The organism is Hymenobacter sp. BT559 (assembly GCF_016427535.1).
Lineage (GTDB): Bacteria > Bacteroidota > Bacteroidia > Cytophagales > Hymenobacteraceae > Hymenobacter.
On record NZ_JAELXV010000013.1, the window covers coordinates 1 to 14,404 of the forward strand.

Below are 14,404 nucleotides of genomic sequence, written 5' to 3' on the forward strand. Positions count from 1 at the left end.
GTCGGTCGCCGCCAACTTTACAACGAGAGAGCCCCCTGCCCTTGCGCTTTGACCAGCGCCCGGCAGGGGGCTCTCCGTATTTTAGCTCAAGTAGAGTTTATATTAAGACTAGCAATTGGCTTATTCTGAATTCAAAGACATCCTTTAATAGTGATATTTTAAGTTCTGCAATAGTAATTACGCTTTATTAAGGTATACCATTATCTAGCTAGCAGGTATACATTGGGTAATCTTTGCAGCAGGTAGCTGACATCTACTTTAGTATAAGTTTTATGCTAATATAAACTGTCTATTATATTGTCGATTTACCAGTTCAGATTGATAGACAAGTAACAGTAAGTCTGTCAGTTGGAGGTTACTCATTACTTGACATGCCAAGGTGGGCAGCAAATCGGCCTCAATCAACAGGCTTTAGAAAGCGGCTAGTAATCTACATCCGCAAAACGACTATTCGTTTTCTTAAATTGCGCCTTATACCATCCCAATAGCGTACCGACGCTAGACTAGAAGGCTGCTCAGTATCTGCTAGTAGCTTTCGTCTTTTTGATTCTTATCATAGCTTAAATAGCTATTGCTAAAAAGGACGAAGCTCCAGGAAGATGGCTAGATGAGCGCGCTATTGTTAGGCAAGATGGCTACTGATGTTTTTTAGATTTAGGTTATAGTAGTTTCGTAATCAATAATTTAGTCTAAAAAATGCTAATCCTTATTGCATGCGTGGGCCTACCACATAGATAAAATTCGAGTTCGGCGCGCAGATGTTTAATCGCTTCTTCCGCACTACTCGGCACAGCTTCGGCCAACGCCAGGCGTGGCCAGCGGCCAAGTTCAACACTTCTATTCTGCCTCGCCCAGCACTTTCTCCACCCAGCCTTTGCCCCAGTCCTCTAACTCTTGCGCACTCCAAAGCTGGGGGTAGAAGATGCGCCGCTGAAACTTGGGCGGCAGGTAGCTGCGCCAGTTGGTGCCGCCAGTCGCGGGCACATCGCTGGGGTCGCGCTGTAGGTAGCGCACGGCCGACTTGTAGTGCATGAGCGGCCAGTTCACGTTCACGTTCACATCGAGCTGCTTAAGGGCACGCAGCAGGCGCGGGTGCTGGCGCTCGGCCTCGGGCAGGCGCTGCACCACGGCCCAGGCATTGCGGTGCTGAAAGTGGCGGGCGTGGGCCAGTAGGTCGCCCGCGTATTTACGCTCAAATTCGGTAAGGGTCAGGGCCTTGGCGCCGGTTTCCTCCACCGTAGCACCTGCCTGCCAGTAGATGCAGCCCATAAACTGCTCATGGGTGGGGGCATCGCCGAGTAGGCGGCGCTTTTCTTCGGGCACTAGGTTGGCGAGGTCGGTGCTGGCAATTTCAATATAGCGATACTGCACACTCTGGAAGCCCGAGGCCGGCATGAGACTCAGCCGGAACTGCAAAAACTGCTGCTTGTCCATACCATCCACCATCACGTCGAACGAGTCAATTAGATTCTCGAAGTAGCGGTTTACACGACCTAGGCGCAGCACCACCTCACCCAGAGTGGGTGCTTGCAGCTCGCCGAGCTGCTCGTACTCACGCAGGCAGAGCTTAAAATACAACTCGGTGATTTGGTGGTAGATGATGAATATTTCTTCGTCGGGAAACTTCGTGAGCGGGCGCTGCAGGCTCAGTAGCGTGTCCAGCTCGATGTAGTCCCAGTAGTTGATGTAATCGGCGTGGTAGAGGCCTTCGAGGTAGGCCCCTAGGTCCTGGCCGTCGGCGGCGTAGCGCTGCTGCAAGCGGCGCAATTGGGCCAGCACGGCGGGCGAAAATTCGTCGGCAAACGGGGGCGAAGTGGGCTGGTCAGACATAAGCAAACGGGCAAGAGCCGCCGCAAATATCGGCCTGCTCGCGCGCGCAGTGTCCAAGGTTGGGCCGCGCGCCCTAATTTTAGCCCCGCATGAAGAGGGTATGAGGTAAAGAGGGTAGGAGGCGAGAAGAGCAGGAAATGGCCCAATATCCTTTACGCTTAGCTTCTTACCTGCGCTGCACTCCACCTTATTATTTCCGCATTCCTTTCCCACGTGGCCGAGAAATCCAGCATTTTCGATATGATAGGGCCTGTGATGATAGGGCCCAGCTCGTCGCACACGGCGGGGGTTGTGCGCATTGCGCGGGCTGCCATTCGCATCTTGGGCGCGCTGCCCACCGAGGCCATTATCACGTTCTACAACTCGTTTGCCCGTACCTACGAGGGCCACGGCTCGGACCGCGCCATTGTGGCTGGCCTCCTAGGGTATGCTACTGACGATGAGCGCATCCGCACGGCCTTCGACCACGCCGCTGCGGCGGGCTTACGCTACACCTTTCAGAGCGTAGGCAACGCCTCCACGCTGCACCCCAATACCATCAAGCTCAACCTCACCGGGCCCGATGGCCACCAGGTAGAGGTGGTAGGCCAGAGCCGGGGCGGCGGCGTCATTCGCATTGTGGAGGTCGATGGCTTTGGCTGCGACTTCTCGGGGGCACTGCACACGCTCATCGTCGATGCCAACGACGTGCCGGGTTCCATTGCCTTCATTGCCTCGGTTATCGCGCACGACGACTGCAACATCGCCACCATGTTTGTGTCGCGCAAAGGCAAAAACGAGGCCGCCCGGCAGTTTATCGAAATGGACAGCCCCATCAACGACATTACGCTGGCTTACCTGCGGCAGCTGCGCTGGGTGCACCGCATCACCTACATTCCCACCCTCGAATGACGCCTCCCTGTAATGCCCACGCCTGGGGCGGCGATGCAGCTGGCAGTGCCACCTAGGTGCCCTGCCGCTACCGCCCTGCTTGCCACGTCTGTGCCGCGGGCTGACTCTTTAGTATACACCCGTTTCTTTTCCGCTTATGACTGCAAAAACTACCTGCCCACCCGCTGCCCGTGCGGCGCTGGCCCTGGCGGGCCTGCTGGCCGCCGGGCCGGTAGCGGCCCAGGCTCAAACGCAGCCTGCCCGCCCAGCCACGGCCCCCGCAGCAGCACTGGCTACGCCGGCCGTGGCGGCTACTGGCCCTTGGGGCCTGCAGCGCACTATAGACTACGCGCTCGAGCACAACATTGGGTTGCGCATCAACCAGCTGACGGTGCAGAGCAATGCCCAGGTGCTGCGCCAAAGCAAAGCAGCGCTGCTGCCCACGGCCAACCTCAGCGCCAGCCAGGCCTGGCAGTACGGCACCAGCGTTAACCCGCTTACGTATGAGTTTCAGAGCCAGACAGTGCGCTCGAACAACGTGTCGGGCAACTCACAGCTGGTGCTGTTTCAGGGGTTTCAGCTGCGCAATACCATCCGGCGCAATTCCCTCGACCTGCAAGCCAGTCAGGCCGATGTGCAAAAGGCGCGCAACGACTTGAGCCTGAACGTGGCCTCGTACTTCTTACAGCTGGTGCTGGCGCAAGAGCTGGTGCGCGCCAATCAGTTTTACGTGACGCGCGACCAGGAGCAGATTGCCCGAACCAAGCTGCTGCTGCAAGCCGGCAGCATTCCGGAAAGCACCCTGCTTGACAGCCAAAGCCAACTGGCCACCGACGAGCTGAACGTAACCACCGCCCAGAACCAGGCCAACGTGGCGCGCCTCAACCTGCTGCAGTTGCTCAACCTAGACCCGGCTGCCAACCCCGACTTTCAGATTGAAGTGCCCGAGTTGCCTGACCCCGACGCCGAGGCGCCCCTGGCCCTGAATACCAACGAGCTATTTCAGGGGGCGGCTACCCGGCAGCCCGAAATCAAGGCTGCCGACCTGCGCGTGCTCAGTGCCGGCCGCAGCGTCGAGCTGGCGCGGGGTGCCTACTACCCGCGACTGATTTTGGCCGGTAGCGTATTCAGCGGCTTCTCGTCGGCCCGCACGGTGACGCAGATTGGCGGCGACTCGACGGCGCGGCGCACCACCTTCTTCGTGCAAAACCCCACGACGCCCGGCGGGCCGCTCACGCCGCTGAGCGTCGTCACTTACCAGCGCAACCTCAGTGTGCTGCCCCAGAACTATTGGGACCAGTTGAGCCAGAACCTAGGCCAGCAGGTTCAGTTCGCACTCAGTATTCCGATTCTCAATGGCTTACAGGTGCGCACCAACGTGCAGCGCACGCTCATCAACGCCCAGCAGGTGCAGCTGCAAGCCGAGCAAGCGCGCCTCACGCTGCGCCAAACCATTGAGCAGGCCTACGCCGATGCCCGCGCCGCTCAGCTGCAGTATGCCGCCGCCCGCCGCCAGGTAGAGGCCCTGACCGTGACGCAGCGCAACGCCGAGATTCGCTTCAACAACGGCCTGCTCAGCGGCACCGAGTTCAACGTCACCAAGAACAACCTCAACTTCGCCATTTCCAACCAGCTGCAGGCCAAGTATACCTTCATCTTCCGGCGCAAGGTGCTGGACTTTTACCAGGGCAAGCCACTGGCACTTTAATTCAGTTAAAAGGTAGGAGCTAGGGGTTAGGAGTGGCTGAATCAGCGTCTCAATAACTCTTAGCTCTTGGCTCTCAACTCTTAACTTATGAAGAACAACCGACTCCTTTTTATTCTCCTAGGTCTCATTGTGGTGCTGATTGGCGGCTATGCGGTGGCCAAGAAACAAGGCTGGATAGGCACGCCCACTGGCACCGAAGTCACCGCCGCCAAGGCTGGTCCGACCACCATTGTGGAGAAAGTCAGTGCCTCAGGCAAGGTGCAGCCCGAAACCGAAGTAAAAATCTCGCCCGACGTATCGGGCGAAATCACCGAACTCTACGTGCAGGAGGGCGACTCAGTGAAGAAGGGCCAGCTGCTGCTGCGCATTCGGCCGGACAACTACGAGGCTATGGTGAGCCAGCAAACCGCCGTGGTGGGCACCCAGCGCGCCAACGTGAGCCAGGCCCAGGCCCAGCTAGAGCAGCAAACCGCCAATGCCCGCCAAACCGAGCTGACTTATCGCCGCCAGGCTTCGCTGTTTAAGCAAAAAGTAATTTCGCAGGCCGACTACGAGGCCGCCCAAGCGGCCTACAACGCCTCGCAAGAACAGTTGCGGGCCATTCGGGCGCAGATTGCGGCGGCCCAGAGCAGCGTGCGCAGCGCCCAGGCCGGCCTGAGCGAAGCCCAGAAAAACCTGAACAAGACCACTATTTACGCGCCCGTAAGCGGTACGGTCAGTAAGCTCAACGTGAAAAAAGGCGAGCGCGTAGTGGGCACCACCCAAATGGCGGGTACCGAAATCATGCGCATTGCCAACCTCAACAACATGGAGGTGCGGGTAAGCGTGAACGAGAACGACATCATTCGGGTGCAACTCGGCGATTCGGCCGACGTGGAAGTGGATTCTTATACCACCCAAAACGAGAAGTTTAAGGGCGTTGTCACGGCCATTGCCAACACGGCCAAGGACGCCCTCACCGCCGAAGCCGTGACCGAGTTTGAGGTGCGCGTGCGCCTGCTGCCCGAGAGCTACCGCCACCTCGTAAAAACGGGTCCCGCGGGCCGCACTACGGTGCCCTTTCGGCCGGGCATGACGGCCTCGGTTGACATCATTGCCGAGCGCAAGGCCGGCGTGCTGAGCGTGCCGCTGGCCGCCGTAACTACCCGCTCCGACTCGGCTAAAGTGCAGGCCGAGAAGGGGGGCATCCGCGTCGGCCCCAATCGCGGTACGGCTACCAAAGCCGAAGGCCCCGCTGCCCCCAAGCCCAAGATTGAGGAAGTCGTATTCGTGATTAAAAATGGCAAAGCCGTGATGACACCGGTAAAAACCGGCATCAGCGACTTCCAAAACATAGAGATTATCAGCGGCCTCAGTGCTGGCACCGAAGTAGCCAGCGGGCCCTTCCGGGCCGTGGCCAAAACGCTGAAAGACGGGGCGCGCGTGCTCGTAAAAGACGCCGCCAGCCTGAGCAAAGCCAGTACCGAAGACGCGGGCAAATAACTTTGCACCGCGCCCGCCACTTTGGGTTGGGCCGCCCCGCGCCGTTTGGCACGGGGCGGCTCTTTTTTTGCCTACTACTTATGACCCACTTCTTCTCTGCTACGGCCCGGTCGGCGAGTGCCGCCCTACGCCGCTTGGCCCTAGGTATTGGCCTGGGAGCCAGCTTGCTCACTACCGCTGTGCTGCCCAGCCAGGCGCAGGTGCTGCCCGCGCCCGCCACTGCTGCGCCCACCGACACTACGCTGCGCAAGTACCAAACGCTGCCCGGCACCCCCCCTAGGCCCTGGTACCAGAGCAAGGTTTTTAAGGCGGCCGTAGTGCCGGCGGTGCTCATTGGCTACGGCATTAGCGTGGTCGACGACCGGGGCTTTTACTCGTCTTACGATGCCCGGCGCGACATTCAGCGCAACTTTCCCAATTTCAACAGCCGCCTCGACGACTACATGCAGTGGGCACCCTACCTGGAGCTGGGCGCCGTGCTGGCTTTTGGAGTAGAGAGCCGCAACGACCGCGTGAACTTGGCACTCATCCTGGCTAAGTCGGAGGCTATTATGATGGGCTCGGTCTTTATCGTGAAAACTTTGACTCGGCACGAGCGTCCCGATGGCTCCGACTTCCGCTCGTTTCCGTCGGGCCACACGGCGCAGGCTTTCCTGGCGGCCAGCATCGTGCACACCGAGCTGCGCGAGAAAAGCCAGTGGTACGGCATCGGGGCCTACACCATTGCCACTACGGTAGGGGCCTTTCGGATGCTCAACAACAAGCACTGGGAAGCTGACGTGTTTGCCGGGGCCGGCTTCGGCATCTTGTCGGCGCACTTGGCCTACCTCACGCACCGTCACCGCTGGGGTCGCCACCCCGCCGACCGCCAGGGCGTGGGCCTAGGAGCGCCCGTGGTGCCGCCACGCGGTTTCTGGCAGGCTACCCCCACCATGCTGCCGGGCGGCACGCCGGGCGTCACGTTTACCTGGGCAGCCAAGTAGCACCTAGGGTCATTAGCTTCTCAGACCTAAGTCAGTTATCCTTGAAAAACTGAAAGTGGTTGCACCCCAGCAACGGGAGATATAAGCACCTACATAAAAGGTCCGGCAGCCACTAGGGCTACTGGACCTTTTGTGTAGGTGCTACAGGTAAAAGCGTCTATCGCTGGTTGCGCAGGATGAAGTTGTGGAAGGTCGCTGTAGCTTCAGCTTCTCCCTGGGCCACCAGCGCCAGCCGCACGCCGCGGTCCCAGGGCGGCAGGTAGGTGCCGTTCACGGCAAAGCTCTCAGTGGGCAGGGGCTGCCAGGTGGCGCCGTCGGTGCTGTAGGCGAAGCGGTAGCGCTGGCCGCCCCATACCTCTAGGCGCAGCGTGAGCGTGGTGCAGGGCTCCACGAAGATGGAGGTAAGGCACTGCTGCTTGCCGCTCTTGAGGTGCCACACTTGTAGCTGGCCATTGCCAGCCATTAGGGCCAGGGCATTGTAGGGGTCGCCCACGGCGGCCAGGCCCGCAAAGGTGTCGGCAGGCAGGGCCGCAAAGTCGATAGTTGTGGCGGCCTTGTACGTGGCCGTGTGGGTACGCCGGGCCACTACGGCACCTAGGCGCGAAGGCTCTGCCGTGAGGCGCAGCTGGCCATCGGCCACGGCCACAGCAGGCTGCTGCCCAATGGGCCACTGCCACTCGAGCCCCAACTGGCTGCCCGCAAACTCGTCGGCTACGTGCAGGCGCCCTAGGTCGGTGAGGGGCGGCGCCTGGGGGCTGCGCCGCACAAACTCGGGCCAGCCTTCAGCATTCCAGGTAAACTCGCTGAGCAGGCCCTGGCGGCCCACAAACTCGTGGCTTTGCTTGAAATAAGCGTGGTGCAGCAAAAACCAGCGCCCGTCGAGCTCCGTCACGGTGCCGTGGCCGGGGCATTTCCACGTATCGTTGCTGTCCAAGATGGGGTTTTGGGCGTACTTCTCCCAGGGCCCCAGCAGCGCCCGCGAGCGGGCCACGCCAGTGGCGTACTGGCAGCCTTTGCCGCAGCAGCTGTTGCCGGCATAAAACATATAAAACCAGCCGTTGTGCCGCACCAGAGCCGAGCCTTCCACGAGCGGGCCTTCCCAGCGCACATCGTTGCTGAAGAGCTCAGTAGCCTCCCCAATGAGAGCCGTGCGCTCGTCGTTGAGGCGCTGGGCCCAGATGGGCGTGTCTTGGTAGCACGAGTTGCCGTCTTCTTTCCACACCAAATACAAGTCGCCGTGCTCATCGGGGATGGCAAAGCCGTCGATAGAGCCCGCCTCCTGGCCCACCAGCGGGCCGTGGTCGTGGTAGGGGCCGGCGGGGTGGTCGGCGCTGGCTACCGCTACGCACAGCATACCGCCCTTTTTGCGGGCAGTGTAATATACGTAGGTGCGGCCGTTCTCTTGGTAAAACTCAGGCGCCCAGAAATTGGAGCCCGCCCAGTCGGGCAGCTTGTCCGGGAACACGTGCCCCACGAGCTCCCAGTCGAGCAGGTTCTTAGAGGAAAACAGTGGAAACACCGCGCCCCACTCGGCTGAGGTAGCGCTGGCCCAATAGGTATCGCCAATCTTAATAACCGTCGGGTCCGGGTGGTCGCCCGGCAGTACTACCTGATCGTAGGAAGGGCGGGGGAGGGTCGGAGCCCCCTGGGGCGCCTGGGCGGGAGTTAAGAGTAGTTCGACTGACACGGGAATAAGTTTGCGTAAAGAGTAAGGAATAGCAAAAAAGAAAGATTAATAATATTCGCTCTTTGGGTGGTAAAGGTACATTAAGCAATCGAATAACAAGCGGGCAATATAATTTTTTAGCGAAAACAGCTGGCTGTATTATTGAGCGTTATTATTGAGTTACCCACTTGATAAGATTCTATTAGCAAGAATACAGCCATTTTTATGCTTTTGAGCGCCCTTACACCGGTGTGTCTTGCGCTAGTGCAAATTGCTATGGGTGATGTTCTATTTTGTGTAAAAATTTAATTATTATAAGAGTAATCACTGTTTAGATAATCTCGACTATTGCCTGGGCTTTCGCCTGATGGTGCTATAGATTTAGGGCTTATCCTAGGTAGGTGTTTCATCGATGCCGCCCTTTAAGTCTCGATTTTAGAAACTATTTTTTTCTAGGCTGAAGCATCATATACCCTAGGCTTAGCCACGCGCAGGCTACGTTTACTTTATGGCTTATCTAGAAGCATACCGTTCTTAAACAACAAGGGCACCTTCCGCTCGTAGCCGAAGGTGCCCTTATACTAGATAGGCATTGCCAAGCCCCAGGCAGGCACAGCAACTAGCTACTAATTAATCACCGAATGGTTTCGGTCGATGCGTTTTCTTCTAAGTGTCGCCGCACTTCTCCTTTGTCAAAGCCCAGTACCTCTATCACTTCCCACAGCCGCTCCACCGTGACGTCAGGGGCGCTGGGTAGGTAGGTTGAGATATAGCCGCGTACGCGCCACAGCTGCGCAATATCGGCGCAGTCCATGGGGTAGGGTTTGCGGTGGTGGTTGTCGGAGTACAGCATCACCGTTATGTCGTGAGCCGTAATGCGCTCCCGAATGCGCTTGAGCATGACGCTCTCCGCCGTCACTACCACGTACACGTCGCCGGGCTCCAGCAGGCGCCAGTTGTCTACGTAGGAGGCCACCACCACATCGCGGTGGTTGAGGGTAGGCTCCATACTGTCGCCAGCCACCTCAAAGGCCCGGTAAGTGCCATGCTCGAAGCCCGGAATGCGGTAGCGGGGCAGGTCTTGCAGGTACACTGCTTCATTGTGCTGCACCGAGTAGCCCGCCTGAGCTTGCACCGGCACGAGCTCCGTGTTCTCGTTGCCCGCGCTATCCACTGTGATAGTTAGCACCTGTCCGCTGTTTATCACCGGTGGCCGGCGCCCCCCGGCTAGTGCTGTCTGGTTCGTGGCCGCATCGTTAGTCGGCGCCCGTAGCATGCTACCCTCACCTAGTACCAACCAGTTTGGTGATACTTCCGGAAAGGAGCGTAGCATATCCACAAGTGTAGGAAAGCTCGGTTCCGTTCCCGAAAGAATTTTATACATTTTACTATTGGTACTGTAGCCTAGCCTTACGGTTAAACTATTGGCATTTAAGCCGTAATGAGCTATCATTTCGGCAATGCGTGTAGTTACGTTATTTGTCTTACTCATAGTTATAAGTTAGATAGTAGCCCTGTTAGGTGCAGCTTATACGTAAGGATTACAGCAAATATAAGTTGCTTACCTATAACTATAGATAGCTCGCTGTGGTTTTGCCTACTTAGCTACTAGGCGTCTGATATACCGAACATTAGCTGTGAGGCTTGGCATTGCAAGAGGCTTGGTTAATTAGCTTAGGTACACTTTAACCATAAGAATAGCGTCAGAAGGGCAAGTCTTCGGGTTGGACATCTTACGCCTCATTCGTATTGGCGGTGATAGCGCTTAACCTAAGCAGCTGCCAAAGCGCAGGCCCCTAAAAAGAGCTTTCCCGTTTGATAGAGAAAGCTCCTTTCAGGGGCCTGCGCTTTGTGCTACCCCCATCAGCCTTGCCTAGATAATTACTGTACAGACTGATTACCTAAGTGCGTAACCACGCCGTCTTTCTATACTTGCTATAGAAAAACAGTTAGCTAGGAGCCGAGCCTTGCTTTACTTGGGTAGTGCCTCGGGGGCTGCGGATGCTACTGTTGCTCCCGCGGCAGTTGGAATCTGTAGTACTGCATCTGGCTTTTGTAAGGCCTTCCGAATAGTGGCCCAGATGGTCACGGCTGCCACTAGAAACTGAATAATCATCGACCCCCACTGCTGAATGACGGCTGGGTCAGGCGGGGTAAGCTGATTGACCATTACATCGCCAACTAGGCCACTGGCTAGAATTTGGGCAAAATGCCCATTTTTACTGCTGCACAACATTTCAGTGATTTGCATAAAATTATGGGAAAAGGAAAGTGAGTTGGGTACTTGCAAAAGTGTGTAGCTAGGCTGATTCCTGTTAAGGGCGCTACTAAGCTTAAGTAAGCCTAATGAGTTGCTTACGATACGCTTCTTAACCTAAGAGGTGTGGTGTGTTGCCATGCTGCTCGTGCGATTTGCATATGCAAGTTATATAGTTTTTGCATATAAATGTACGATTAATACATATTTTTTTAAGTAAAAGGTGTATAGTTCTGCGTCTTCGCAGAGTGGGGTTGCTCTCATGCAGGGTAGTGCTCTTGTGTAGGGTACAGGCTGTTGAGCGTGGCTTTCATGCCCCCTGCTTTGCTTAGAGGTGTCAGTCCGTCGGCGGGGGTCACTATGCGCAGGCCTGCCGACCTTGTTCGTTATTTGCCTTTCGCATTCAAGAATGAACACCCCGCCGACTACCTCACTGGCCGAACTGGCCTTGCTGTTTCTACGTCTAGGCACCACATCTTTCGGCGGGCCGCCCACATTGCTCTCATGGAGGAGGAAGTGGTGCGCCGCCGCGGCTGGCTTACGCAGCAGCAATTGCTGGATTTGCTGAGCGCAGCTAACCTCATTCCGGGTCCCAACTCGACAGAGCTGGCCATTCACATCGGCTATGAGCGCCGGGGCTGGGCCGGGCTGCTGGTGGCCGGTACCTGCTTTATCCTGCCGGCTATGCCCATCGTGATGGTTCTTGCCTGGGTCTACGTGCGCTTTGGTACGCTGCCGGCGCTATCGGGCGTGCTCTACGGCGTAAAGCCAGTGATAGTGGCCGTGGTAGCGCAGGCCCTCTGGAGCCTAGGAAAGTCGGCCCTAAAGACTTGGGCCTTGCGTTTGGTGGCAGGGGCGGCCCTGGTGCTGGGGCTGCTAGGTGCTAATGAGCTACTACTGCTCTTAGCAGCGGGCTTGACCACCAGCGCCCTCCGCTGGCCAGCACTGCCCCACAAAACCGTGCAGCCGGCCCTGCTCAAGCTGGTGGGGGCTGTGGCCGCGCTGGCGCTGCTACCCACGTTAGTGGGCCGGGGGCCGGGCGGTTCCCCCGCCGGGGGCACTACGCCGCTAGGACTGCTACCGCTAGGGTTAGCCTTTATCAAAATTGGCTCGGTGCTCTACGGCAGTGGCTACGTGCTACTCGCCTTCCTAGATGCCGACCTAGTGCAGCGCTTCCATTGGCTCACCCAGGGGCAGTTGCTTGACGCCGTTGTGATAGGGCAGGTAACGCCGGGGCCAGTATTTACGACTGCCACATTCGTAGGCTATGTGCTACTGGGCTGGCGCGGAGCGTTAGTAGCCACGGTAGGCATTTTTCTGCCGGCCTTCATTTTTGTGGGGCTTAGTACCCGGCTAGTAACGCAACTGCGGCAGTCGCCGCTGTCCGAAGGCTTCCTAGATGGGCTAAATGCAGCTTCTTGGGCATTAATGGCGGCCGTTTCGCTCGCGCTGGCCCGCACGGCGCTACTGGATGGGCCGACCGTGCTACTGGCAGCAGTCAGCGCCTGGCTGCTCCTACGCTACCGCCTCAATTCTGCCTGGCTGGTGCTGGGCGGGGCCGCCCTGGGCTATGGTCTGCAAGCCCTAGGCTGGACTGCCTGAGTGCGCCCGCTGGCCCAGGGCTTGCAGGCGCCACTCAGGGGGGCCTAGGTCTGGGCCCTTTGCGTGTACACGCCAATCAGCAGCACGCCTCTCTAGTATGAATTGCGGGCAGTGATTCTTCAAACTGCTAGCTTAATTCATAAAGTCATAAAGACGTAAGCTGTTGGTAATCTCTGGTTTCTCGATTTAGTCAGTCATACACTAAACTTCACAGCCGCCTAGGTTAAGTGCTAGCCCTCATCTGTCTATTCGTCACCGCCAAAGTCCGTTGCCTAGGTATTATAAATAGCAGCACCACTATACCTTCGCAGACATGAAACACTATCTATTTGCGACGTTACTGCTGACTTCTTGCGGCGTGGCAACACACCCGACGAAAGCAGTTGTTGCCGAATATACGCAAGCAGACGACCCACAAGCTTTTGCGCAATTCCTGCGCCAAGTAACACCAGCTAACCGGGTGCCGATAATTTACTTCTATGCTGACTGGTGTGGGCCATGTAAACGCTTTCGGGCTGCACTGCCTAGTGAGCAAGTCGACGAAGCGCTACGGCAAGCGGCACTCATCAAGGTCAACGTTGATAGCTGCCAAGAGCTAGCAGCCTACTATGGTATTTCGGCGGTGCCTACTTTTATAAAAGTGGATGCTCAAGGCAAGCCTGTAGCTACGATTACTGGGGGAGAGTGGGGCGAAGATGTACCAGATGAAATTGCGCCAGTGATGGTGAAGCTGGCGAACAGTGCTACCTATGATTTAAAGCAATAGCCCCCGCAAGCTCTCCTTCACCGGCACTGAGTGTGCCAGGCTAGCTCCACTCACCAAGACGGCTCACCTCGGCCGTTCTGCTTAGAGCATCGACTACCTGGAGCTGGAAAATCGATGTTACACCAGTATGGGCTGCTTAGATGCTACCGTTCTCTTCTCTGCCACACCGGCCACAACACTTACGCTCCTGGTTGCCCTACGCGACTATGTATGTGAGCCTGTCACTTGTGATGAGCAGATAGGGCAGGCGTCCTGCGAACCAACTGGCTAAACACAACACCAAGCAAGAGACCTACTACGGTAGGTCCCTTGCTTGGTGTGATAACTGGTGGCCGCCGCTACGAGCGGTCAGTAGTAGAGAAATACGTTGCTTTCAGGTACTCGCGTAGCGACGTGGGCTTGTGGCCCAGTAGGCGCTCAACGGTGTCGTGCGTGCCAGCTAGCATCCCATGCCGGGCGGCGTCGGCCCACTGGGCGAAGAAGGTGGCGACGAAATCGGGGAAGCCGGCGGCTACTTTCTGCGCGATGTAGGGCGCGGGCTCGCTGCTTTGGTAGGTGATGGGGTGGCCCGCCAACTCCGATAATTCGCGGGCGACATCGTGAAAGGAGTAGGCTTCGCTGCCGGTCAAGGTATATTCTTGGTTGTCGTGGCCTGCGCTGGTGAGCAGAGCGGCCGTAGCGACGGCCAGGTCAGTTCGCTTCACGAACGCAATTTTGCCTTCGCCCGCCGGAACGCGTATTTCTGATTCCGGCACCTCACTGCCAATCAGGTACCCTAGGCCCTCGAAGTAGTAGCCGTTGCGCAGAATAGTGTACATCAGCCCTGAGGCCTTGAGGTAGGCTTCGGTGGCCAGGTCGCTTTCCGTGACCTGGGGCATTACAAAATCGGAACTGCGCTGGATGCTGGTGTAAAAGAGGTGCTTGACCCCGGCTTCCTTGGCAGCGTCGATGACGTTACGGTGCTGGCTCAGCCGGTCAGTAAAGGCTACGGCCGAAACCAGCAGCACCTTCTCGATGCCCTGAAAGGCTTGCACCAGGGCGGGGTAGTCGAAGTAGTCGGCTTGGCGCACCTCCACGCCCCGCTGCGCGAGGTCAGCGGCTTTGCCGGCGTCGCGCACGAGGGCGGCGATTTCCGTGGCCGGGGTGGTTTTGAGTAAGGCGTCGATGGTTTCGTGGCCTAGGCCGCCGGTAGCTCCAGTTACTAAAATCATGGTAGTAAAGAAAGTAAGACCACTGCTGC

11 protein-coding genes are annotated in these 14,404 nt (G+C 57.6%); 6 read left to right on the forward strand and 5 right to left on the reverse strand.

All coding sequences use genetic code 11. The annotated features are described in order from the left end of the window. Positions 1–837: 837 nt before the first annotated feature. Positions 838–1,830, reverse strand: a complete 993-nt coding sequence (locus tag JAO77_RS23250; RefSeq protein WP_198992943.1) for a tryptophan 2,3-dioxygenase family protein — start codon at positions 1,828–1,830, stop codon at positions 838–840. Between the two features lie 213 nt (positions 1,831–2,043). Here JAO77_RS23250 and sdaAB point away from each other — a divergent pair, with 213 nt between their 5' ends. The 4 genes from sdaAB (at position 2,044) to JAO77_RS23270 (ending at position 6,873) form a co-directional block, all read left to right on the forward strand. Then, positions 2,044–2,721, forward strand: coding sequence for an L-serine ammonia-lyase, iron-sulfur-dependent subunit beta (gene sdaAB, locus JAO77_RS23255; protein ID WP_198992944.1), 678 nt, complete (start codon positions 2,044–2,046; stop codon positions 2,719–2,721). Positions 2,722–2,857: 136 nt separating this feature from the next. Beyond that, a complete protein-coding gene (locus tag JAO77_RS23260) occupies positions 2,858–4,408 on the forward strand; it encodes a TolC family protein (RefSeq protein WP_198992945.1) in 1,551 nt (516 codons plus the stop codon). Positions 4,409–4,495: 87 nt separating this feature from the next. After that, complete coding sequence (locus tag JAO77_RS23265) at positions 4,496–5,890, forward strand: efflux RND transporter periplasmic adaptor subunit (protein WP_198992946.1); 1,395 nt, start codon at positions 4,496–4,498, stop codon at positions 5,888–5,890. 80 nt (positions 5,891–5,970) lie between these two features. Further along, a complete protein-coding gene (locus JAO77_RS23270; protein ID WP_198992947.1) occupies positions 5,971–6,873 on the forward strand; it encodes a phosphatase PAP2 family protein in 903 nt (300 codons plus the stop codon). A 157-nt stretch (positions 6,874–7,030) separates the two neighbouring features. Here JAO77_RS23270 and JAO77_RS24650 read toward each other — a convergent pair whose 3' ends face one another. The 3 genes from JAO77_RS24650 to JAO77_RS23285 all read right to left on the reverse strand — a co-directional run bounded on the left by JAO77_RS24650 (position 7,031) and on the right by JAO77_RS23285 (position 10,790). After that, positions 7,031–8,560: a family 43 glycosylhydrolase gene (locus JAO77_RS24650; protein ID WP_370550333.1), complete on the reverse strand. Its 1,530-nt coding sequence runs from the start codon at positions 8,558–8,560 to the stop codon at positions 7,031–7,033. A 613-nt stretch (positions 8,561–9,173) separates the two neighbouring features. Then, the gene (locus JAO77_RS23280; RefSeq protein WP_235998579.1) at positions 9,174–9,872 is read right to left on the reverse strand and encodes a S24 family peptidase; all 699 of its coding nucleotides are present in this window, start codon (positions 9,870–9,872) and stop codon (positions 9,174–9,176) included. A 639-nt stretch (positions 9,873–10,511) separates the two neighbouring features. Beyond that, positions 10,512–10,790 carry a hypothetical protein gene (locus JAO77_RS23285; RefSeq protein ID WP_198992949.1) on the reverse strand — a complete coding sequence of 93 codons (279 nt, stop codon included), beginning with the start codon at positions 10,788–10,790 and terminating at the stop codon, positions 10,512–10,514. A 396-nt stretch (positions 10,791–11,186) separates the two neighbouring features. Here JAO77_RS23285 and chrA point away from each other — a divergent pair, with 396 nt between their 5' ends. Then, on the forward strand, positions 11,187–12,398 hold the full coding sequence (gene chrA / locus JAO77_RS23290) for a chromate efflux transporter (protein ID WP_198992950.1): 1,212 nt from the start codon (positions 11,187–11,189) through the stop codon (positions 12,396–12,398). Between the two features lie 313 nt (positions 12,399–12,711). Beyond that, positions 12,712–13,164, forward strand: coding sequence for a thioredoxin family protein (locus JAO77_RS23295; protein ID WP_198992951.1), 453 nt, complete (start codon positions 12,712–12,714; stop codon positions 13,162–13,164). 338 nt (positions 13,165–13,502) lie between these two features. Here JAO77_RS23295 and JAO77_RS23300 read toward each other — a convergent pair whose 3' ends face one another. Further along, complete coding sequence (locus JAO77_RS23300; protein ID WP_198992952.1) at positions 13,503–14,375, reverse strand: SDR family oxidoreductase; 873 nt, start codon at positions 14,373–14,375, stop codon at positions 13,503–13,505. Positions 14,376–14,404 lie beyond the last annotated feature (29 nt).

What these genes read in the sequence shown, in the direction of transcription:
- JAO77_RS23250 (WP_198992943.1), bottom strand. Translation starts at nt 1,830, where the DNA reads ATGTCTGACCAGCCCACTTCGCCCCCGTTTGCCGACGAATTTTCGCCC.
- JAO77_RS23260 (WP_198992945.1), top strand. Translation starts at nt 2,858, where the DNA reads ATGACTGCAAAAACTACCTGCCCACCCGCTGCCCGTGCGGCGCTGGCC.
- JAO77_RS23265 (WP_198992946.1), top strand. Translation starts at nt 4,496, where the DNA reads ATGAAGAACAACCGACTCCTTTTTATTCTCCTAGGTCTCATTGTGGTG.
- JAO77_RS23270 (WP_198992947.1), top strand. Translation starts at nt 5,971, where the DNA reads ATGACCCACTTCTTCTCTGCTACGGCCCGGTCGGCGAGTGCCGCCCTA.
- JAO77_RS23280 (WP_235998579.1), bottom strand. Translation starts at nt 9,872, where the DNA reads ATGCTACGCTCCTTTCCGGAAGTATCACCAAACTGGTTGGTACTAGGT.
- JAO77_RS23285 (WP_198992949.1), bottom strand. Translation starts at nt 10,790, where the DNA reads ATGCAAATCACTGAAATGTTGTGCAGCAGTAAAAATGGGCATTTTGCC.
- JAO77_RS23295 (WP_198992951.1), top strand. Translation starts at nt 12,712, where the DNA reads ATGAAACACTATCTATTTGCGACGTTACTGCTGACTTCTTGCGGCGTG.
- JAO77_RS23300 (WP_198992952.1), bottom strand. Translation starts at nt 14,375, where the DNA reads ATGATTTTAGTAACTGGAGCTACCGGCGGCCTAGGCCACGAAACCATC.